16 protein-coding genes are annotated in these 21,089 nt (G+C 61.3%); 7 read left to right on the top strand and 9 right to left on the bottom strand.

The window, feature by feature from the left end; genetic code table 11:
- Window positions 1–146: 146 nt before the first annotated feature.
- The gene (locus DH08_RS27525; protein WP_192182372.1) at window positions 147–3,014 is read right to left on the bottom strand and encodes a glycosyltransferase; all 2,868 of its coding nucleotides are present in this window, start codon (window positions 3,012–3,014) and stop codon (window positions 147–149) included.
- Window positions 3,015–3,365: 351 nt separating this feature from the next.
- Here DH08_RS27525 and DH08_RS27520 point away from each other — a divergent pair, with 351 nt between their 5' ends.
- From DH08_RS27520 to DH08_RS27495, 6 genes are all read left to right on the top strand, one after another.
- Window positions 3,366–5,660, top strand: coding sequence for a mechanosensitive ion channel family protein (locus DH08_RS27520; protein WP_246801015.1), 2,295 nt, complete (start codon window positions 3,366–3,368; stop codon window positions 5,658–5,660).
- A gap of 228 nt (window positions 5,661–5,888) precedes the next feature.
- Entirely contained in the window at window positions 5,889–6,086 is a 198-nt protein-coding gene (locus DH08_RS27515) for a hypothetical protein (protein WP_192182370.1), read from the top strand.
- 521 nt (window positions 6,087–6,607) lie between these two features.
- Window positions 6,608–7,273: a coiled-coil domain-containing protein gene (locus DH08_RS27510; protein ID WP_192182368.1), complete on the top strand. Its 666-nt coding sequence runs from the start codon at window positions 6,608–6,610 to the stop codon at window positions 7,271–7,273.
- Between the two features lie 7 nt (window positions 7,274–7,280).
- Complete coding sequence (locus DH08_RS27505; protein WP_192182366.1) at window positions 7,281–9,941, top strand: OmpA family protein; 2,661 nt, start codon at window positions 7,281–7,283, stop codon at window positions 9,939–9,941.
- A gap of 16 nt (window positions 9,942–9,957) precedes the next feature.
- The gene (locus DH08_RS27500; protein WP_246801014.1) at window positions 9,958–10,449 is read left to right on the top strand and encodes a Rab family GTPase; all 492 of its coding nucleotides are present in this window, start codon (window positions 9,958–9,960) and stop codon (window positions 10,447–10,449) included.
- 3 nt (window positions 10,450–10,452) lie between these two features.
- Complete coding sequence (locus DH08_RS27495) at window positions 10,453–11,523, top strand: adenylate/guanylate cyclase domain-containing protein (RefSeq protein WP_192182364.1); 1,071 nt, start codon at window positions 10,453–10,455, stop codon at window positions 11,521–11,523.
- Between the two features lie 148 nt (window positions 11,524–11,671).
- Here the strand turns inward: DH08_RS27495 and DH08_RS27490 are convergent, their stop codons facing one another.
- From DH08_RS27490 to DH08_RS27455, 8 genes are all read right to left on the bottom strand, one after another.
- On the bottom strand, window positions 11,672–12,730 hold the full coding sequence (locus DH08_RS27490) for an ABC transporter ATP-binding protein (RefSeq protein WP_192182362.1): 1,059 nt from the start codon (window positions 12,728–12,730) through the stop codon (window positions 11,672–11,674).
- A 41-nt stretch (window positions 12,731–12,771) separates the two neighbouring features.
- On the bottom strand, window positions 12,772–13,593 hold the full coding sequence (locus DH08_RS27485) for a carbohydrate ABC transporter permease (RefSeq protein WP_192182360.1): 822 nt from the start codon (window positions 13,591–13,593) through the stop codon (window positions 12,772–12,774).
- The gene (locus tag DH08_RS27480; RefSeq protein ID WP_404283730.1) at window positions 13,594–14,487 is read right to left on the bottom strand and encodes a carbohydrate ABC transporter permease; all 894 of its coding nucleotides are present in this window, start codon (window positions 14,485–14,487) and stop codon (window positions 13,594–13,596) included.
- A 44-nt stretch (window positions 14,488–14,531) separates the two neighbouring features.
- Window positions 14,532–15,869, bottom strand: coding sequence for an ABC transporter substrate-binding protein (locus DH08_RS27475; protein ID WP_192182356.1), 1,338 nt, complete (start codon window positions 15,867–15,869; stop codon window positions 14,532–14,534).
- A gap of 62 nt (window positions 15,870–15,931) precedes the next feature.
- Entirely contained in the window at window positions 15,932–16,591 is a 660-nt protein-coding gene (locus DH08_RS27470) for a GntR family transcriptional regulator (RefSeq protein WP_192182354.1), read from the bottom strand.
- A gap of 19 nt (window positions 16,592–16,610) precedes the next feature.
- Entirely contained in the window at window positions 16,611–17,495 is an 885-nt protein-coding gene (locus DH08_RS27465) for a dihydrodipicolinate synthase family protein (protein ID WP_192182352.1), read from the bottom strand.
- Window positions 17,496–17,660: 165 nt separating this feature from the next.
- On the bottom strand, window positions 17,661–19,046 hold the full coding sequence (gene chrA / locus DH08_RS27460; protein WP_192182350.1) for a chromate efflux transporter: 1,386 nt from the start codon (window positions 19,044–19,046) through the stop codon (window positions 17,661–17,663).
- Window positions 19,043–19,861, bottom strand: coding sequence for a chromate resistance protein ChrB domain-containing protein (locus tag DH08_RS27455; RefSeq protein WP_192182347.1), 819 nt, complete (start codon window positions 19,859–19,861; stop codon window positions 19,043–19,045). The genes chrA and DH08_RS27455 overlap by 4 nt, the downstream gene beginning before the upstream one ends.
- A gap of 243 nt (window positions 19,862–20,104) precedes the next feature.
- On the opposite strand from DH08_RS27455, the gene DH08_RS27450 reads away from it, so the two are divergent.
- Window positions 20,105–21,079: an ABC transporter substrate-binding protein gene (locus tag DH08_RS27450; RefSeq protein ID WP_192182345.1), complete on the top strand. Its 975-nt coding sequence runs from the start codon at window positions 20,105–20,107 to the stop codon at window positions 21,077–21,079.
- The last annotated feature ends 10 nt before the right edge of the window (window positions 21,080–21,089 follow it).

Here is a 21,089-nt window from a genome sequence, read left to right as displayed (position 1 = left end):
ATTAGGTTGGATCGCGCCGCTCGCCAACACCCGCATTGCGGGCGGCGGCCACATCGGCGTTTGCCCGCTCGATCAGTCGCACGGCGCGTGTCGATCTCCGCGTGACATCCGGTGATCGCGGCAGTCTGGTCGAGACACTGACAAGTTCACCGCTCTTCGAGCACGGCCTCGACAATGGCAACAAAGTCATCGAGCGAGCGATCCCCGCGAATCTCGATGCGCGGAAGGTCGATGGGATCGCCATCGAGGTCCGCCGGCCCGTGTCTGCCGCCGAAGCCGATCCGATAGCCGCACTCCTTGGCAAGCCGGCCAAGCCGTCGGTCGGTGACGGAGAAGGGTGCTGCGAACGCCATGGTTGGCCGGCCGGTCCACCGTTCGACGAACATGCGAGAGCGCAGGAGCTCGGCGGCCAGGTCAGAGGTCGACAGACCATCGATTGCGCGATGCGTCGCCATATGGCTGCCGAAGAACGCACCTTCGCCGGCGAGGCGTCGCACCGTCCCGGCGTCCATAAGCGGCGTCGGCGGACCGCTGTCGGCGTCCCACTGCGCACTTTTACCCACCAAGTCCGTCACCAGGAACACTTCCGCGGTCAGGTCGTTGGCGCGCAAGATCGGCCAGGCATGGTCGGCAAAGTTCTGGAAGCCGTCATCGAAGGTGATGAGCACTGGGCGGCCAGCGAAAGGCTCACCGTTGGCGATGAACCGTTCCAGCTGCTCGGACGCAATCGCGTGAAAGCCATTGGCGCGCAGCCATGCCATCTGGCTGCCGAATAGGGCGGGCGCGCACCGAAAACGGGCGAGCGCGGCCGGACCTTGATCGGCGACGCTGTGATACATGAGGACCGGGATATGCTGCCGCCGCTCGCTGCGTGCGACGTCGCGGCGCAAGGCCCGTGCCCCACCCCATACGACTTTTCGCGCGACCCCCATTTCGATGCGCGCGCGGATTGGCACATGATCAATCATCGGTTCCGTCGCCACCTCGCCTGGTGACAGGCGGCAGAAGCGGTCTATGCGATAGAGCTCCGTCTGGATCGATTGCTCGAGGACGAGGCCGTCGGTCGCTGCCAGCGTCTCCGAGATCGCTTGCGCACCGAATGTGTTCCAGTCGAAGCCCGTCCTCTCAGGATTGTCACGCAGCACGAATGCGTGTGCGCTGATGAAGCTGCCGCGAGGCGCCAACGCCTCAACGACTTTTTTGGCGATGCGCCGCAACTCGGCGAGATCGTCCAGGTAGTAGAACACTTCCGAACAGAAGATCAGATCCATCTCACCCGGCAGCGTATCCGCGGAGAAATCCAGTACGCCGAACTCGACATTCGGCTGGTCGCTGCATCGCGCTTCCGCCCGCCCGATGGCTATGGCGGAGATGTCGGTTGCGATCAAACGGCCCACTCGCGGCGCCAGCTGCCGCGTGAAGTGGCCCTCCGCGCAGGCCAGCTCAAGCGCCCGTCCGATGGGACCGGCAGGCAGAATTTCGAGTTGCCGCTCGTATTTTTCCTGCTCATAGGACGAACTGTAGTTCCAGGGATCCTCGGTCGCGAAATAGCGATTCCAGAACGAGGTGCGATCCTTGTCATGCCCATCCGCGGCCCTTGCAGGGCGCGACGCCGGAGGACGTTCCATAGGCTCGGCGCTCGACCGAACCAGGTCCCGCGCTTCCGCGGCCAATCGCGCGAGCTTGCCGAAGTGGCTGTCCCGACCAGACCGGCGTACAGGCCGCTCAGCGGGCACGACATTCTGGATCATTTCAATCCAATGACGCCTTGTCACTGTCCCGAGTGCGCCGAACTGCACGACAGCCTCGATCTGGCCATCCATCATCAGATAGGCATAAATTTGATCGATGCCTTCCGGGAGTTCGATCGAGGTCGGAGTGCGAGCGTCGACGCGAATTCCAAGTGTCCGCGCCAGCCTGCGCGGCGCGGCAAGATCGTCGGCCTCAAGAAGCATTTGCTCAAGGTGATACTGGACGCGGCGAGCCGCGACGGAGTTGTCCCAGACGTTGCCGAGTTCGATGATCAACTCGGTGAGGGAGCCGCTGAACCTGTCCCACCTGGCAGCCAATTGCGCCGGCGCCGATAGGCTCCCTACCATAAGGCCATCGACGGCTACCTTGGCGATCTCACGCGCCCACTTGCGTCCTGCCGGGAGCGCGCGCAGGGACTGCGGGTCGATCGAGCGCGAGCCGCTGCCGCAATCCGACGCGGCGTTCCACAACGCGAACCACGCGAGTGCTTCGGAAGCGGTGCGGCCGTTCGCCTCGATAGCTCCATTGGCGTGTGCCAATGCCGGGTGTTTGACCCTGGGATCAGGAGAAAAGCCGCGGGCGATCACGATTTCCGCATCTGCCAGCATCTGCGTCGAATTACGGGTGAGCGAGTTGGGGCTGGCCCGATAGAAGGCGAGCGGCTCGTCGACCATCACCCAATTCTTGCCTAGACGTGCGAGGCGCTGCCACAGATCCCAGTCTTCGCAGGTGCGCAGCGATACATCGAAACCGCCCAACTCGACAATTGTCTCCCGGTCGACGAGCAGCGCGTGAGTGCGGATGGCGCACCGGCGGGCGAATGTTTCGAAGGGCTGGATCGCAACCTCGGTTGAGATGGTCGACGGGGTGAGTTCGCCGTTGGGCATCACGCGCCGAGAGCCGCAATAGGCGGCCGCTGCATCGGGAGCGGTTTTCAGTGCGGCCAGCATTTTCGCAAGGAAGCTGGCATCGACCCAATCGTCCGCATCCAGAAACATGAGCCAGTGGCCGCGCGCTGTCGAAATCCCGCTATTGCGCGCGCCGGCGGCGCTATACGCGCAAGAGCTCAACGTCCGAAATCGGGCGTCGCGCTCCACATAACCGGCGATGATCGCGGGGGTGCGGTCCGTGGAGGCGTCGTCGACGATGATCGCCTCCCAATCCACTATTTCCTGATCGAGAAGGCAATCGAGTGCGCGCGCCAGCGTTACCTCGGCGTTGTGCGCAGGAACCACGATTGAAACCAAGGGATTATGCGCCACGCCGTCTTTACCCGCGCCTGAAGTATCCCGTGCACAACTGCAACCGCGTTACGCCGGAACAGGTGATTGATCATATGAGCGTTGACCCATTCGCACTACGAGCCTGGGATCCTGGTGCCGGGTGTTCCACGCCCAGCATCACGGATACCCAGTCCATAGAGCGGCCGGAGGCCTAGGCCGAGGTCGAAATGCCCTGCCCCCGGCGGCTAAATAAACACCGCCAAGTACCCGGCGCAACGGCCTCGCTTGGAACGATGAAGCCTTGCACCACAACATTGGCTTCTTCAAGGTAGGAGCAACGACCGACATAGACGTCGTTGCTTGCCGATTTGAGTGGAAGGTTACAGCACGATGCCACGCATGATTGGACGATTGGGAGCCAGGAAACTGGCGCGCCCGGCACGACATCCCGGATATCTGACTGCGAAGTTTGTCCTAGTTGCCAGTCCGATCGTCTTTGGGATCGCCCTGTTGTTGGCTGGTCCGGCACAGGCGCAGGCGCCGGCGACGGTCCCGCCTGAAAGGGTCAAACAGCTATTCGAGCTTCTCGACGATCCGTCGGTGAAGGCCTGGGTGGCCGAACAACGAAATCAGGGCGCCGGGTCAACGGAAGCGCCTGCCGAGGCAGGAGCTTCGCCGGCCGCCGCATCGTCCGACGCCGTGGTCGCACCAGGCCAGATGAATACGATGGCATCCTCGACGCTCGATCGGATCAAGCATCATATCGAAAGAATCGTGCGAACCTTGCCCTTGCTGCCAGGCCAGTTCGCGCGCGTTCGGGCAGAGACCATGGCGGATATGTCAAGCAAGGGGCCTGTCGGTGTACTTGTGCTGATTGCGATGTTCATCGCCGCCGGCCTGGCGCTCACTTGGGCAACGTACAAGTTGACCCGCCCATTTCGTCTTTGGATCATCGCGCAACCGAAGGATACGCCCATCGGGCGAGCCAAGAAGATTGGCGGCCGCACGCTTTATTCCAGCCTGCTGATCGTCTCGTTCGCGCTGGGCAGCGCCGGCGCGTTCATGTTGTTCGATTGGCCAATGCTCATCCGCGAGATTGTGCTGACATTTCTGATGGCTGCAGTCGCGACATGGGGTGTGCGCACGTACGTCGCAGCCCTGCTCGTCCCTTCCTTCATGCACGTCGAGAACGCCGTCGAGGTTCGTGCTTTGCCGGTCACCAACGAAACGGCTGACCATTGGTCCTATTGGATACCTCGGATCGTCGGCGTCTTCGCATTCATCGCCGCCGCGTTCATCCTTTTGCCGGGTCTCGGCATCGATCGGGACGGAATGATGGTCCTGTCGGTGGGCGCCGATTTCGTGCTGCTGCTGCTCCTGCTGCTTGCCGTTTGGCGCCGGCCAAGAACATGGCGGGACGGTGGGCACGGTCACACGGCAGCGACATGGTTGTTGACTGCTTATTTCGTCGTTCTGTTCCTACAGCGCATCGCCGGCCTGTATACATGGTTCTGGTTTACCTTCGCCGCATTCGTCCTGCCTTTGGCAATCGTGCTGACGCAGCGCGGGGTTAATTTCGTCCTGCGGCCGGGTTCGGAGGATGCTGGCCGGCCTACGATCCCGGCAGTGACGATCGCTGTCATCGATCGTGGAATCCGGATGATTTTGATCCTGGCGGCGGCTTACCTTCTCGCGCGTGTCTGGGGTCTGGACATGCAGTCCATGCGCGACAGCGATACGACCACCACGCTCATTTTGCGCGGCTTGATCAATGTCATGGTCATTGCGCTTGCCGCCGATTTCGGCTGGTCGATCATCAAAGCCTTGATCGAACGAAAGCTGGGCATCGAAATGCCGCACGCGGTCATCAGCGAGGAGGACGTCCCGACCCTCGATCCTCAGCAGGCGCGGCTGCGCACGCTCTTGCCGATCATCCAGAACATTCTGCTTGCAGTGATCGTCGTGATGGCGGTGCTGATGATGCTCGCTTCAGTGGGTATCCAGATCGGCCCGCTGATCGCCGGCGCCGGCGTCGTTGGCGTCGCCGTGGGTTTTGGCGCACAGACCATCGTCAAGGACGTGATCTCAGGCGTATTTTATCTACTCGATGATGCGTTTCGTGTCGGCGAATACATTACATCGGGCAGCTACAAGGGTACGGTGGAGAGCTTTTCGCTGCGCTCGGTCAAGCTGCGCCACCATCGTGGACCGCTCTTCACCGTACCGTTCGGCGAACTCGGGGCAGTCCAGAACCAGAGCCGTGACTGGGTTATCGATAAATTCAACATCACCGTTGGCTATGACACCGATATCGACTTCGCTCGCAGGCTGATCAAGCGAATCGGCCTCGAACTGGCGGAAGATCCCGAATTCAAACACTGGGTGCTCGAGCCGATCAAGATGCAGGGCGTACAGGAGTTCGGCGAGTACGGCATCGTATTGAGACTCAAGGCCACAACCCGACCAGGAGGCGCCTTTGGTATGAAACGCAAATTCTATGTACGCATCCGCCAAGTCTTCAAGGAGCAGGGCATCGAACTGCCGTTCCCGACTGTGCATGTTGAGGGGCTACAGAACCCACATGGGGCAGAGAATGCGCCGTTGCAGATCACACCCGCGTTAAAAATGGCCGTCGCGCAGTCGCACACCAATCGGCGCAGAAAAAAAGCCGGCACAACGGAGTAGAAAAGCTGCGACACCTGCCGGTCACGGCGCGGCTTGGCGGTCGCCCGTGGCAGGGATACTCTTTTATCTTCAAACGTTTAGGACGAAAAGTACCGTCACGAGCCTCGATGGTTTGCTCGGCATTGAACATCGGTACCACAACGCCTCCGGTAGCATTGTCCTGGATCACCGAGCTTTCGTTTTCTTCGGCAAGAGTCGGCGAATGTCAAAAACGGATGACGGCATCGGATGGCAGCACTGCTCTCTCAAGATCGGGGCGAATTGGAGGCAGGCAAAAAACTTGAAGACAGGCTTGAATGGCAAGCGCTCATGCCCGACGGCTTAAAGCTGAGGTCGATGCGCCGGGGCATTTCCGTTCGCGCATTTCTTCACCACTCGGGTGAGGATCATCTGGTTCCCGCTATTCCGCCTTATGAACAAGCCTGACCCGGCTTACAGAAGGGTTGTACTGACGCGGGCGTTGACGGTGACACCGGATGACCGCCGCGCTCGACAAGATCGCGAAAGCTTTCCAACCAGATCCGGGGGATCATGAAAACGATCGGCTTGCTCGTTCCCGCCGGTAAGGAAGGCTGATGGTCGTAGTATCCAGCCGGGTGCGAGGCAGCATGTGCGCCGCCAGACAAGCGAATTGCAATGCGTCTAACGAGTCTTCGCAACGCAATTGCGCTCCAGTAGTATAGCCTGGCATAGTATTGCTCATTTCGCTGGGGCAGATTGCGTCAAAATTGCCGATTAGATTATCCGGTTACGTTCACTATAGCGAATAGACATTAGAGTGACGCCAATCGTAACTTGCGCATTTGTTGCTAGCCCAAGAGACGCAAAAGGGGCGCACGAATCGCGCCTAGGCCAAAAGTCCGGCTTGCGGGCCGGGTATTTTGCTGACAAGTTGACCAGTTTCTAAATTAGCACTGTGGCAGCTGTTCAAATGAAGGGGCATAGGGATGGCCAAAGAATCTTCGAGTACCGCTTCTCCGGCAAATAAAGCGGACGGAAATCTGATAAGTAATGCAGAGGGAAACGGGCTGAACTTCATGGCGGGCCAGGCTCGCGAGGGCGGGGCCGCGGGCGATGCTGTAGGTGTCGACAAGATACGCGATCTGCTGTTCGGCAACCAGATGCAGGACTATGACCGCCGCTTTTCCAAGCTTGAAGAACGGGTCTTGCAGCGCTTCAAGGATGTCGAATCCGAGGCCAAGCGCAATCTTGAAATGTACGAGTCAAATGCGAAGAAGCAGGTTGATTCGCTTGCGACGCAATTGCGGCACGAAAAAGATGCACGAGCCGAGGCCGACAAGGAGATTGACCGGAATCTTCGCGAGCAAAATCAGGCACTTGAAAAGCAGGTGCGCGCGTTGTCGGATCAATTGAGCGAGCTTGAGCGCGAAGTTGCGGACCGGATAAATCGAAACGATCATTTGCTGCGTGAGGAAATCAAGCAAAAGAACGAAGGCGTTCAGATGCTGATAGAGAAGGTGTTTTCCGATCTCAGCAACGTCAAGACCGACCGAAATCTTTTGGCTGGCCTGTTTGTCGAGGTCGCAAAATGTCTGAATCAGGATCCCGTCGGCAGCAAGGGCAACTCGGAGCGTAGCTGGAAAGTGAGTTGATCGGAACTTGACGTCGACCGTCGACCCAATCAGCCTTCCTAAAAAAACAGCTTCGAACGATTCAGAGATTGATCGCGAAGCTCTGGCTCGTCTTTTGGTCGAAATTGCCCGGAACGTTGATCCGGACTATCATGCGCGTTTCGACGGAGTTCCAACCGCCGATCCTCGCATGGAAACGCTGCGCCAGTTGCTGGTCGGCCGCGAAATTTCGGAGCTTTCACGAGTTACGGACCTGCTCGATGAACCTGAGCAGCTTGCGGCTGCAGTGGGGGGCGTTCTTCCCAGTGCTGCCGCACGTGCGCCTCATGCACAACTCGGCGAGGCCCTTGCGCCAGCTGTCGAGAGGGCTGTGCAACGGTCCATCCAGAAGAGCCCGCGTACGCTTACTGATATATTGTACCCGGTATTTCTGCCGGCAATTCGCAAGTCGATCGGGGAAAAGATCGACCAGACCTTTCAGTCGCTGAATGAAACTTTAAGACATATATTTACCTGGCATGGACTAAAGTGGAGATTTGAATCTTGGAGAACAGGTGCAAGCTTTTCTGAGGTTGTTCTTAAGCATTCTCTTGTGTATCATGTAGAACATGTCTTTCTCATTCACCGCAATTCCGGGCTTTTGATAGCGCATGTAACAGCCGATAATGCAACTAGCGAAGACCCTCAACTCATTTCTTCGATGCTTAGTGCAATTCAAGATTTTGTAAAAGACTCATTTAACGAGAAAGAACAGAGCGGCCTGGACACTATCCGCTTTGGGGAGCTTCGTCTCTGGTCAGAAGTTGGACCGTTTGCGACCTTGGTTGCGGTGATCCGGGGGAATCCGCCAGAGGAATTACATGAAATAGTTCGCGATGTGTTGCTTCGCATCCATGATGAATGCTCACAGGCTTTAGAGCAGTTTGACGGCGACAGTTCGCAGTTGGTCGGCGTAGAGACGCAGTTGCAGACCTGCGTTGAACTGAAGCAGGAGGACTCAAACCAGGGATTTCCGTGGCTGGTGATGGCCGCAGTCCTGCTGATTTTGATTGCGGCAGGGGGTTGGTTCTTTCTTTCCTGGCAATCCGGGCAGCGCTGGCAGGCCTATGTGTCGCGATTGGGGACCCAGCCGGGCATCATCGTTGCCGAACAAAGGGTGCGCGATGGCCAATTCTATATTGCCGGCCTGAGAGACCCGCTTTCCGCCGACCCGCAGTCGCTGTTGTCCGGAACGCAGGTCGATCCCGCTCGCGTTCATTCACAGTGGCAATTCTATCAGAGCCTTGAGCCGGAGTTCGTGTTGAAGCGGCTGACCGCGTCGCTAGCGCCGCCGGCATCGGTACGACTTTCGGTCGTCGATAATCGCATCGTTGCCGAGGGCGAGGCTACTGCCGCGTGGATCGACCGTGCGCGGGCCGCCGCCCAGCAGCTTTCGGCGGGTGGGCCGGAATTCGATGTCGGCGGGGTCCGCAATGTGATGAGCCCCGAAGAACACGAGGCGGAACGCTGGCAGGCCTATGTGTCACGGCTGGGGACCCAGCCGGGCGTCATCGTTTCCGAACAAAAGATACGCGACGGCCAGTTCTATGTTGCTGGCCTGAGAGATCCGCTTGCGGCCGACCCGCAGTCGCTGTTGTCTGGGACGCAGGTCGATCCCGCCCGGGTTCATTCAGACTGGAAATTCTATCAGAGCCTTGAGCCGGAGTTCGTGTTGAAGCGGCTGACGGCGTCGCTGTATCCGCCGGATACAGTACGACTTTCGATCGTCAATGATCGCATCGTTGCCGAGGGCGAGGCTCCCGACACCTGGATAGATCGGGCGCGCGCAGCGGCCCGACAGCTTTCGGCAGGCGGACCGGAATTCGACATCTCCAAGGTTCGTGATGTGAGCCCCGAAGCACGCGCGGCGGAGCACTGGCAGTATTATGTGTCGCGACTTGAGGCCCAACCGGGAATCATCGTCGCCCAGCAAACGGCGAGGGGCGGACATTTCTACATTTCCGGCCTGAGAGACCCGCTTGCCGCCGACCCGCAGGCTCTGCTGTCTGGAACGGAGGTTGATCCTGCCCGCGTTCATTCCCAGTGGCAATTCTATCAGAGCCTTGATCCGAAGTTCGTGGTGAAGCGGCTGACGGCGTCGCTGACCCCGCCGAAATCGGTTCAGCTTTCGATCGTCCAGGGGCGCATCGTTGTCGTGGGTGAGGCTCCTGCCGCCTGGATCAACCGGGCGCGGGCCGCCGCCGAACAACTTTCGGAGGACGGAGTGGTTCTGGATGTCTCGCAGCTGAGTGAGCTGAACCTTCCAGAACTTAATCGTTTGAGAGAGGCCATCCAGGCGACCGATGTTTTCTTCTACTCCGGCAAAGTTGTCCCAGGACCGGAGCAGACGCCCGTGCTCGACAGATTGGCGGATCAAATAAAGGAATTCGCCCAAAGTGCCCGCAAGTCAGGCATAACAGCGCGGTTCATGCTGACCGGCCATTCGGACGGCACGGGCCGTGAGACGGCCAACGCGTCGATCAGCGCCGCTCGCGCCGAGACAGTTCGCGCGCTTCTCAACAAGCGCGGCGTCGCTCCGGAACTGCTGCTGGTTCGGGGCGCGGGAACTTTTGAGCCGGTGGTGCCTGAAAATAGTCAAACCGGGAGCTCCACCAATCGCCGGGTTTCGATTACGGTAAACCTAGACTAGTGCGGAGCCCAGGACGTTGCAAAAAAAGATCTGCATGCTAGGCGGGTTCGCTGTCGGAAAGACGAGCCTGGTACGCAGGTTTGTGCAAAGCATCTTTTCAGAAAACTACTTGACCACGGTGGGAGTGAAAATCGACAAGAAGAGCGTCGCACTCCCGGACAAAACCGTGGATCTGATATTGTGGGATCTGGCCGGCGAAGACGATATCGGCTCATTTCGCGTCAGCTATGTTCGAGGTGCAGCCGGGCTGGTGCTTGTCGTCGATGGAACCCGCGCCGCCACTCTTTCCGTGGCGCTCACGCTGCGCGAGCGGGCCGAGGCCGAATTCGGCGCTATGCCGTTTGTATTGTTATTCAACAAATCCGATCTGGCCGATCGGTGGGCAATATCGGATAGTGAGATTGACGAACTCAGGCAACGTGGATGGCAAATCTATCTAACAAGTGCGCTTTCTGGTGAATATGTTGATGATGCGTTTCGCCAGCTTGCTTCGATGGTCACTGAATAGACCATGCCTGGATTGCCAAGAGAAGTCAGAAGCTGGATTTACAATTTCTTCTACAATGAGCACTCTGTCGCATATCTGAAAATTGACGCCCAGCTTTGCCTAGCTGCGAAGGGCGGCAACGTTAAGCATTACGGACTCTCATCACTTCGCATTGGTAAGCCTGTTGCCGATCAGCTTGAATTCATGGAAGGTTTGCTGCCTTGCCCCGAGCTTCCATATCATATGGCCATGGTCGAACTGCCCAGCGGGCGTGTCGCGGACCTTCATCTTTTTGGCGACAATGCCTGCGTGTGGCTGCTCTTTCTTGACGCCACTGCCGAGCGCGACAATAGGCAGCGGCTTCAACAGAAGGCTTATGAAATGACGCTCCTGCAAGAGAGGGAGCGTCAACTCAACGAGAAATTACAATCGACAAACGAGGCGTTGAGGGAGAGCCAAGAGGGATTGTCGCGTGAATACCAGCGCGCCGAAACCCTGCTCCTCAACATTCTTCCGGCGTCGATCGCGGAGCGGTTAAAAGCACAGGAACAAATTGCAGACAACCACGCTGAGGTGAGTGTGCTTTTTGCCGACATCGTCGGTTTTACGGAAAGAGCGCGGAGCGTCGGAGCCGTGACGACGCTCGCTATTCTAAATTACTTCTTCAAGGCGGCGGATCTGCTCTCGGAACTATACGGCTGCGAAAAAATCAAGACAATCGGCGATTGTGTGATGGTGGTCGCCGGCCTGCCCACCGCGCGATCCGATCATGCGGAAGCCCTTGCGCACTATGCACTTGAACTGCGGAAGGCGGGTAAGCGCGAACGCTTCGCAGGAGAACCGCTAAGACTGAGAATTGGAATTCACTCAGGACCAATCGTCGCGGGCGTCATAGGCAATAGGCGGTTTGCCTATGACCTGTGGGGCGACACCGTTAATCTCGCCTCACGTATTCAAACTTCCGCGGAGCCCGATGAAATCCGTGTTTCGGATGCAACCCGCGAACTGCTTGGACCAAATTTTGCTTGCGACCCACTCGCGGAAACGGAATTGCGTGGTACAGGTCGTGTGCGAATGTGGCGACTCCGGGCCTGATCGGCCCGCATGGCGGCCCAACGGCCCTTCACTCCCAGCGCCGGGTATTGGGACGCGACCCAATCGAGGACAGCGACATTTTCTGTCAGCGTTTCCCCGCTATCCAGTACGAGGGCTGGAACATAACCGTTGTGCGTGACCGTCCCGGTCAGATACGCCGCCCAGTTTTCGCGTCAAACAGATGCGCTGAGGCACGGTCCATCTCGATCCGCACCGTCTCGCCCTGCTTCAACGCCAGCCGCTCGCGGAACAGGCAGGAGATCTCCTCGCCGGCGCAGTCGACCTTGGCAAAGATCTCCGAACCGGTCGCCTCCAGAAGCGTGACCGTGCCGGAGATGCCCTGGGCAGCCGCACGGATATGTTCGGGACGAATGCCGTAGATAAGTTCGCCGCCTGAAGCGTGCGCCGGGTGGATGCCTTCCGGCAGCGGCAGGGTCAATCCGCCGTTGCTGCGGAAGATGCCTTCCTCGATGCGGCCGGCAATGAAATTCATCGACGGCGAGCCGATGAAGCCGGCGACGAACAGATTGGCCGGACGGTCGTAGAGGTCGAGCGGCGCGCCGATCTGTTCGACGAGGCCGTCATGCAGCACGACGATCTTGTCGGCCATGGTCATGGCCTCGATCTGGTCATGCGTGACATAGATCGTGGTGGTGCCCAGCCGCTGGTGCAGCGCCTTGATCTCGCCGCGCATTTGGACGCGCAGCTTGGCGTCGAGATTGCTGAGCGGTTCGTCGAACAGGAACACCTGCGGGTCACGCACGATGGCGCGGCCCATGGCGACGCGCTGGCGCTGGCCGCCGGAAAGCTGGCGCGGAAAGCGATCGAGCAGCTTCTCCAGCCCGAGAATGTTTGCCGCCCTTTTGACACGCCCGGCGGTGTCGGCCGGATCGGCTTTCTTGATCTTGAGCGCGAAGCCCATATTGTCGGCCACCGTCATGTGCGGATAGAGCGCGTAGTTCTGGAACACCATGGCGATGTTGCGATCCCGCGCCCTGAGGTTGTTGACGGTGCGTTCGCCGATGGCGATCTTGCCGCCCGAGATGGTCTCCAGCCCGGCGATCATGCGCAACAGCGTCGATTTTCCACAGCCCGACGGCCCGACCAGGATGACGAACTCGCCATCGGCGATATCGACGCTGACGTCATGGATAATCCGCGTGGCTCCGAAAGCCTTCTGCACGTTGTTGATGGTTACCGATGCCATTGGATTCCTCCAGAAAGAGTAATGTCCGCTCGGGCCACGCCTCAGCCGCCCTTGACGGCGCCGGCGGTCAGCCCCGCGACGATCTGCCTTTGCGCGAACATGGTCAGCACCAGCACCGGCAGCGTCACCACCAGCGCGGCGGCGGCCAGCGGCCCCCAGCTCACCTGTTCGTAGGAAAGCATGTTGTAGACGGCGACCGGCAAGGTCCGCGTCTCACGGCTGGCGAGCACCACGCCGAAGACGAAATTGTTCCACGAGAAGATGACCGACAGGATGAAGGCGACGACGATGCCCGGCTTGGCGATCGGCAGCGCGACCAGCCGGAACACCTGCCAGGAGCTGGCGCCATCGATGTTGGCCGCTTCCTCCAGCTCCATTGGCGTCGTCTCGAAATAGCCGATCATCACCCAGACCACGATCGGCACGGTCACCACCAGATGGATGATGATCTGCGGCCAAAGCGTGCCGAGGATGCCGATCCACTGGAACAGCAGGAACAGCGGGATCAGATAGGAAAGCCCCGGCGTCATGCGGGCGATCATGATAACGACGGCCGACCTCTCGGCCTTGAGCCGGGCGATGCCATAGCCGGCCGGCACGCCGATCAGCAGCGCCAGCAGCGTCGCCGTGCCGGTCACCAGGACCGAATTCCAGAAATAGAGCAGGAAGTTGTTTTCCTCGAACACCTTTGCATAGTTCGACCAGGCGAGATGTTCAGGGATCAGGACCGGCGGATAGGCGCCGTTGTCGATCTCGAATTTCAGCGACAGCGAGATCATCCAGAGGAAGAACAGGATCGCCGGCGAGACGATGACCAGGGCCGCGAAGAACAGCCCAATCTGGTTGAGCAGTCGTGAGCTCATCTATTTGCCCTCCTGATCGATCCATTGCGAACGCTGGCGCAGCATCAACAGGATGAAGGACAGCGCCACGATGACGATGAAGAACACCACGGCCATGGCCGAGCCGTAGCCGATGTCGTAGTAGGAGAAGGCGGTGTTGTAGAGATAGATGTTGATGGTCTCCGACGCCGTGCCCGGCCCGCCCTGGGTCATGGCGTAGATGATGTCGAAGCTCTTCAGCGCATCGATGGTACGGATGATCATCGCAATCATCAGGAACGGCGCGATCATCGGCAAGGTCAGGTAGCGGAACTGCTGCCAAGCATTGGCGCCGTCGATCTCGGCACTTTCGAACGGTTCGCGCGGCACCGAGGCCAGCCCGCCCAGCACGATCAGCATCACCAGCGGCGTCCACTGCCAGGTCTCGACCGCGACCAGCGACGGGATGACGGTGTTGGCGTTGAAAATCCATTCCTGGGCCGGGATGCCGACCAGCGACAGAAGGTAGTTGAGCACGCCAAGCTGCGGATGGAACATCATCGTCCAGACCAGCGCCACGGCTACCGGCGTCGCCATCATCGGCATCACGAAGACGCCACGCAACAGGCCGCGCAGCGGAAACTTCGCGTCGAAGATCAGGGCAGCGACGGTGCCGAAGAACATCGGCGCGACGACCGACAGGAACGTGTAGGTCAAGGTGTGCCACAGCGATTCCCAGAAGCGCGGATCGCTCGCCAGGCGCAGATAGTTTTCCGCGCCGGCAAAGCTCCGCGACTGGCCGAGCGTCCAGCTGTTGACGCTCATCCATAGCGTGAAGGCCCAGGGAAAGACGATCACGGCGCCGACGACGACGAGTGCCGGCACGACGAAGGGCCAGTAGTTGGGAGCCAGCCGTACCGTCTGGCTCCCGTCCATGACTTCAATCGTCACCCCGGCCTGTTCTGGGGTGGTTGCGGACATCAGCCCTGCTCGCTCCTGTCGAGCACCGGCTGGAACTGCTCGGTGGCCTTCTTCAGCTCCTCCGCCGGATCGGCGCCGGCGATCATGTTGCTCAGCGCCACGCCATAGATGTCGCGGAACTCTGTGACCGGGATGATGACCGGCAGCGCCAGCCGGCTGACATTGCCGGAGCCGACGACGGCATCGAGCCAGCTCGCCGGCATGGTGACGCCCTCGCGCACCTTGGGATCTTCCAGCACCGATTTGCGGAACGGCACGCCGGCGCCGGCCTGTAGCAGCCGCGCGCCCATGGCCGGCGACACCGCCCACTGACAGAACAGATAGGCAGCCTCCTTCTTCTCGCTCGCCGCCGTCACGCCGATGCCGTCGCCGAAGGTGCCCGAGGCGTGCGCCTTGGGGCCCTTGGGCATGACGCCGTAGCCGACCTTGCCGACCACCCGCGATTTCTCGGGGTTCTCCATCGGCGGGGCAAAGCCGACGCCGTCGAACCACATGCCGATCTTGCCCTGCAGGAAGGCGGACTGCGCCTCGGCCCAGTTGAACCCGGTGACGCCGGGAGGAGCAGCCTTGGTCATCAGCCGCTGGTAGAGGCTGGCGGCCTCGACCGCCTCCGGCGAGGTGGTGCGAAGCTTGCCCTCGGCGTCGAGCGGCGTCATGTCGTAGCCGAGCATCAGCGACGTCCACACCGGCGTGTTGGCGTTCTTGAGCCCGCGGGCAACGAAGCCGTAGGTGTTGGTCGACGGGTCGATCAGCGCCTCGGCCGCGGCCACCAATTGCTCGAAGGTTTCGGGGTATTTGAGCCCCTTGGCTTCGAACAGTTCCTTGTTCCAGTAGAGGATCCAGTAATCGACGGAGAAAGGCAGCGAGCGCAGCGCGCCCTGCCCGTCCTTGGCGAACACCATGCCGGCATCGGCGAAGTCGCTTTCGACCAGCGCCGGATCGGTGAGCGTGGCATCCTTGAGATAGCCAGAGATGTCGGCCAGCCAGCCGCCCTTCTCGAACTGACGCTTCTGTACATGGTAGCTCAAATGCACGACATCGAAGCTCGGTCTGCCGGAGCTGAGCTCGATCACCGTCTTCTGGCGCTGCTGCTGCTCGGGCGTCGCCTCGGCATTGACCTTGATGCCGGTCAGTTCCTCGAACTCGGCGAGATACTTTATCAGCGTGTCGCTGCGCGGGCTCTTCACCAGATTGACGTCGAGCGTGGTGCCGGCAAAGCGCTTCCAGTCGACGCCGGCGGCAAATCCCGGGCGCAGGCCGGCAAGGCCGGCGGCGGCGAGTGCCGCGGTTCCTGCGAGGAGTTGCCTCCTGGTTGGGTTGAACAGATTGGACGACATTTCTTCCTCCCGTTTGCTGTCGTTGTGGGTTGCGCCGCGGTTGCGGCGCGGCTGATGTTTCCTCAGATTTGCAGCGCCAGCCGGCGTGCATTGTCGATATGCTGGCTGATCGCCTCGACCGCCTTCTGCGGATTGCGGCTTTCCATGGCTTCGATCACCGTCAGATGCTCGCGCATGACCGGCACGACGCGGCCGTCGATACGGAAACGCTCCTGGTGGATCAGCCGGATCTTCACCGAATTGACCAGATAGGCCTTGGCAATGATCTCGTTGTCGAGCGCGTCGATGAACGTGTCGTGCATGGCCCAATCGATGGTCTGCGCTTTTGCTTCCATCTCCGGCGTCGCTGCCTGTGCCAAAGCGTGGGCCAGCATCTCCTCGTGCTCGCGCCTTAGCCGGGCGAGCTCGGCATCGGGCGCGTTGACCGTGAACAGGGCGACTGCCTCGCGTTCCATGAACAGACGGAACTGGAAGGCCTCGCGGATCAGGTTGATGTCGATATGCGCGATCTGCATGCCGCGCTGCGGGATGGTCGTCAGCAGCCCTTCGGCCTCGAGGCGCGGCACGATCTCGCGAATGGCGCCAAGCGGCAGTCCGGTAAAAGCGACCAGCTCGCGCTGCGACACAAACTGTCCGGGCCTGAGGTCGCGCGCCAGAAGATGCCGCGTGAAGCTGGCATAGGCCTTTTCCCTCAGGGTTGCCGGTTCGCTGCTGTCGTCCATTCAGCGCTTCCTTTGCCGGTCAGGCCGGCTCTGTCGCAAACAGCCGGTCATAGGCGGCGGCAAGCTGATGCCGGCCCTGCGCGCCTATCGGCTCCAAGGGTGGGCGGACAGCCAGCCAGCCTTCGTCGCAAGTCTTGCGCGCCACCATCACCTTCACCGCCGGCGTGACCGGATGTTTGAGCAATTCGAGCACGAAATTCTCGACGCGGCGGTCGTCACGACCGTCCACCGCCATGGCGCGAATTTCGCCGGTGACGAAATTGGCCATACCGGAAATGGCGCCCTGCCCACCCTGGCGCACGCTTCTCGCCAGATGCCGCTCGTCGCCGATCAGGATCACCAGGTCGCCATGGGCGGCAAGCAGCGCCTCGCTGTAGCTCCAGTCGCCGCCTGAGTCCTTGATCCCCGCGACCACGGCCGGAAAGGCGGCGCGCAGCCGGCCGATCAGACCAAGCGGCAGCTGTACCATGGTGACGGAAGGGATGTTGTAGAGCAGGACATCGCGCGCCAGCGGGCCGAGCGCGGCAAAGACCGCGGCGAACCATCCGAACAGCCCGTCCTCGCCGACATTCTTGAAGTAGCTAGGCGGCGCGAGAAGGATGTTGCGGGCGCCGCGCTGCAGGGCATGACGCGCCTGTTCGGCCGCATCCTCGGCCGCGTCGACCAGTACGCCAGCGACCAGCTGGTGCGCCGGGATGCCGGCGGCGAGCATGGCCTCGATGATCGTCCGCCGCTCTTCGGTGCCCAGGGAAGCGCCCTCGCCGGTGGTGCCGAACAGCGTCGCGCTGCTGCAGCCGGCGCCAAGGCAAGCCTTGGCCTGCGCGACCATGGCGGGAACCGCGATCTGCCCGGACGCATGAAAGGGCGTTGCAAGCGCAACCGAAAGACCAAAGCGCGAAGCCACCAGAATGCTCTCCAGAAATCAATCTGCAGGCAGTGCTATCAGACTAACATGTCAATTGTAAACAGGGGCGATGCGCATTTTTCGAAACGATGCGCTGCGACGCGACGGCGAGCGCATCGACGGCCTTACAGGCAAGAGTGATGTGACGCCCTCAAGGGCCAGGCTTCACAGTGCCTGCAGCGCCAATCCAGCCAGCGCCGATCCGGCCAGCGTCGGCAGCATGCCGATCTTCAGCCTGAGCATGGCGACCATCGCTGCGGCTGCCAGCAGCGCGGCACGCCAGTCCAGCGAGGACAGCACCGGTATCTCCATCCCGAGGCCGACGCTGCGCACCTGGCCGAAGACGACATGCAGCGCGAACCACAAGGCAAGGTTCATCACCACGCCGACGACGGCCGCGGTGATCGCGCCGAGGGCTGCCGAGAGCGCCTTGTTCTGCCGCAGTTGCTCGATGTAGGGCGCGCCGAGGAAAATCCAGAAGAAGCAGGGCACGAAAGTCACCCACAGCGTCAGCAGCGATCCGAGCGATCCGGCGATGAGCGGGCTCATCGCGCCGGCGTGGCGGTAGGCGGCGACGAAGCCGACGAACTGCAGCACCAGGATGAGCGGCCCGGGCGTCGTTTCGGCGAGGCCGAGACCGTCGACCATCTCGCCGGGCGCCAGCCAGCCGAAAGAAGTGACGGCCGCTTGCGCGACATAGGCGAGAACCGCGTAGGCGCCGCCGAAGGTGACGACCGCCATGACGCTGAAGAAACTGCCAAGCTGCGTCCAGACGCTGGTCGAGCCGGTCAGAGCCGCGATCAGCGCCACCGGCCCGAGCCAGATCGGCAACCAGGTTGCGACGGTGCGCGGCGCGTGCCATCTCGTTGGCCTTGTATGGTCGAGTTCGCCGCGCTCGAACATCAGGTCGACCACTCCCCGAATGTCAGGCGCGTTGCCCTTGCCGTGCGCCGCTCCGGAAAACGGCACCGGCGCAAAGCGATTGCCGATCCAGCCGGTCAGCCCGGCTGCCAGGATGATGAGCGGAAACGGCAGCTTGACCACATAGATGGCAAGGAAGGCGGCGACCGCGATCGCCACCATCACCCGGTTCTTCAGTGCCCGCTTGCCGATGCGGATGACGGCCTCGACGACGACGGCCAGCACCGCCGCCTTGACGCCGAAGAACAGCGCCTCGACGACCGGCGCGTCATTGTAGAGCATGTAGAAGCTGCTGAGGCAGAGCATGACGATGGCGCCCGGCAGCACGAACAAGGTGCCGGCGACAAGGCCGCCGAGGGTCCGGTGCAGCAGCCAGCCGATATAGATGGCGAGCTGCTGCGCCTCCGGACCGGGCAGCAGCATGCAGTAGTTGAGCGCATGCAGGAAGCGCTGCTCGCCGATCCAGCGGCGCTCCTCGACCAGTTCCTTGTGCATCAGGGCGATCTGGCCGGCCGGCCCGCCAAAGGAGAGCAGGCCGATCTTCGCCCACAGCCGCACTGCTTCCCTGAAGGTCGGCATGGCCGGGGGCTGCACGGCCTCGATCTCATCGTCCGCGGCAAGGGAGTTCATGGCGCTTTGCTCCCGCTCGGCCAGTTGTGCGTTTCATCGGTAGCGTCGCGGCACCACCGGAAGAACGCATCGTAGAGCAGCATGCCGGCCTCGAGCTGTTCGAGATCGTCGCGGAACATGCGCGACAGGCCGAGCGACGCGGCGAGGAAGCCCGCTGCCTGCGGAACGAGATCGAGGCGCGCTGTGTCGGCGGCGCGCACGATCAGAGCGAGGCGATCAAGCGCCTCGGAGCGCAGTCCGAACTCCTCGATCATGGTGTCGAAGGTGCAGCGCTCGCCGCGATGGCTCCAGAACACGTCGTCTATATCGAAGGGAACCGCCGAAAAACGATCGGCAGCCGCCAGCACCTCGGACGGTTCGACGAACAGGAACACGGCCGAAGGATCGACGAAACGGCGGATCAGCCACGGACAGGCTATACGGTCGACCTTGGGGCGCGCGCGTGTCACCCACACCGTGCGGCCCTTGTCGTCGCGCGGCGGCATCGCATCTGCCTTGAACAGAGGCCCCTTGGCCGCGACCCAGGCCTCGAAGCCGCCTTCCAGCGATTCAGCAGCGATACCTTCATGGCGCAGCCATGCGGCGACGCCTTGCGAGAGCTTTTGCCCTCTTTGACAGATGACGACGACGCGGCGCCCGGCGAAGTCGGCCGCCCAGGTCGAGACGGTCCTGAAATCGCGCCGGCACGACGCCGGCAGCAGGCGCGGATCGGCTTCAAAATCCTCATCGATACGCACGTCGACGAGATCGGGCGCGTCGGGCAGGCCGACGAGACGGGAGAGTTGCGCTACGGTGATTGCGGTTGTTGACGGCATGGCGTCCACCTCCAGGAAAAGAGAGCTTGGACGCGATCGTTGGGCTGACGCCTCACGGGGTCATCGCGATGAACCCCTTGCCACAATGCTGGAACGATCGCCGGCCTTTGTCAAGAAAGCAGCAGCTGGCGGCGGCCATGCGCGTCATTCCCGAACGCCGTCACAATAGAGTTATGCTGCAGCGATACCCAGTGCCTTCAGCTGGCGCTCGTGGGCCGGTTCTCTCTTTCTCTGGAGCTTTCCATGCACAAGATCATTTTCGCCGCCATGATGCTGGCATCGGCCGTCACAGGTGCTTCGGCTGCCGATGGCAAGCTCGTGCTCTACACCAGCCAGCCCAATACCGACGCCCAGCAGACCGTCGATGCCTTCATGGCCAAGAACCCCGGCATCAAGGTCGAGTGGGTGCGTGATGGAACGCCGAAAATCCTGGCCAAGCTGCGCGCCGAGATCGAAGCCGGCCAGCCGCAGGCCGACGTGCTCCTGATCGCCGACGTCGTGACCATGGAAGGGCTGAAGAAGGAAGGGCGCCTGCTCGCCTACCCCGGCGCCGGTGTCTCCGGCATCGATACCGCCCTCTACGACAAGGACAAGACCTATTTCTCGACCAAGCTGATCACCACCGGCATTGTCTACAACACCAAGGCGCCCTTCGTGCCGACGAGCTGGGAAGATTTGACCAAGCCGGAGGCGAAAGGCCTTGTCGCGATGCCGAGCCCGCTGACCTCGGGTGCCGCGATGATCCACGCGGTGACGCTGACCGGCAATTTGCCGGAAGGCTGGGACTATTACGGCGCGCTGGCCAAGAACGGCGCCCAGGCGAGCGGCGGCAATGGCGATGTGCTGAAGGCCGTCAGCGGCGGCGACAAGCTGTTCGGCATGATCGTCGACTACATGCCGATACGCGAGAAGGCCAAGGGCGCTCCGGTCGAATTCGTCTTCCCGAAGGAAGGCGTTTCGGCCGTCACCGAGCCGGTGGCCATCCTGTCCACGGCCAAGGACACCGACGCCGCCAAGGCCTTCGTCGATTTCCTGCTGTCCAAGGACGGCCAGGAAGTTGCTGCCAAGATGGGCTACATCCCGGCGCGCGCCGACGTCGCTTTGCCGGCCGGCTATCCCGATCGCGGCTCGATCAAGGTGCTCGGCTACGATGCGGCCGCCGCACTTGCCAACGATGCCGCCAACAAGGAAAAGTTCGGCGCCGTGATGAGCCAGTAGGCGGCCCGGC

This window comes from Mesorhizobium amorphae (assembly GCF_014843845.1).
GTDB lineage: Bacteria > Pseudomonadota > Alphaproteobacteria > Rhizobiales > Rhizobiaceae > Mesorhizobium > Mesorhizobium amorphae_A.
The sequence above is the reverse complement of the archived record's forward strand: the minus strand, read 5'-3'. Positions and strand labels throughout refer to the sequence as shown.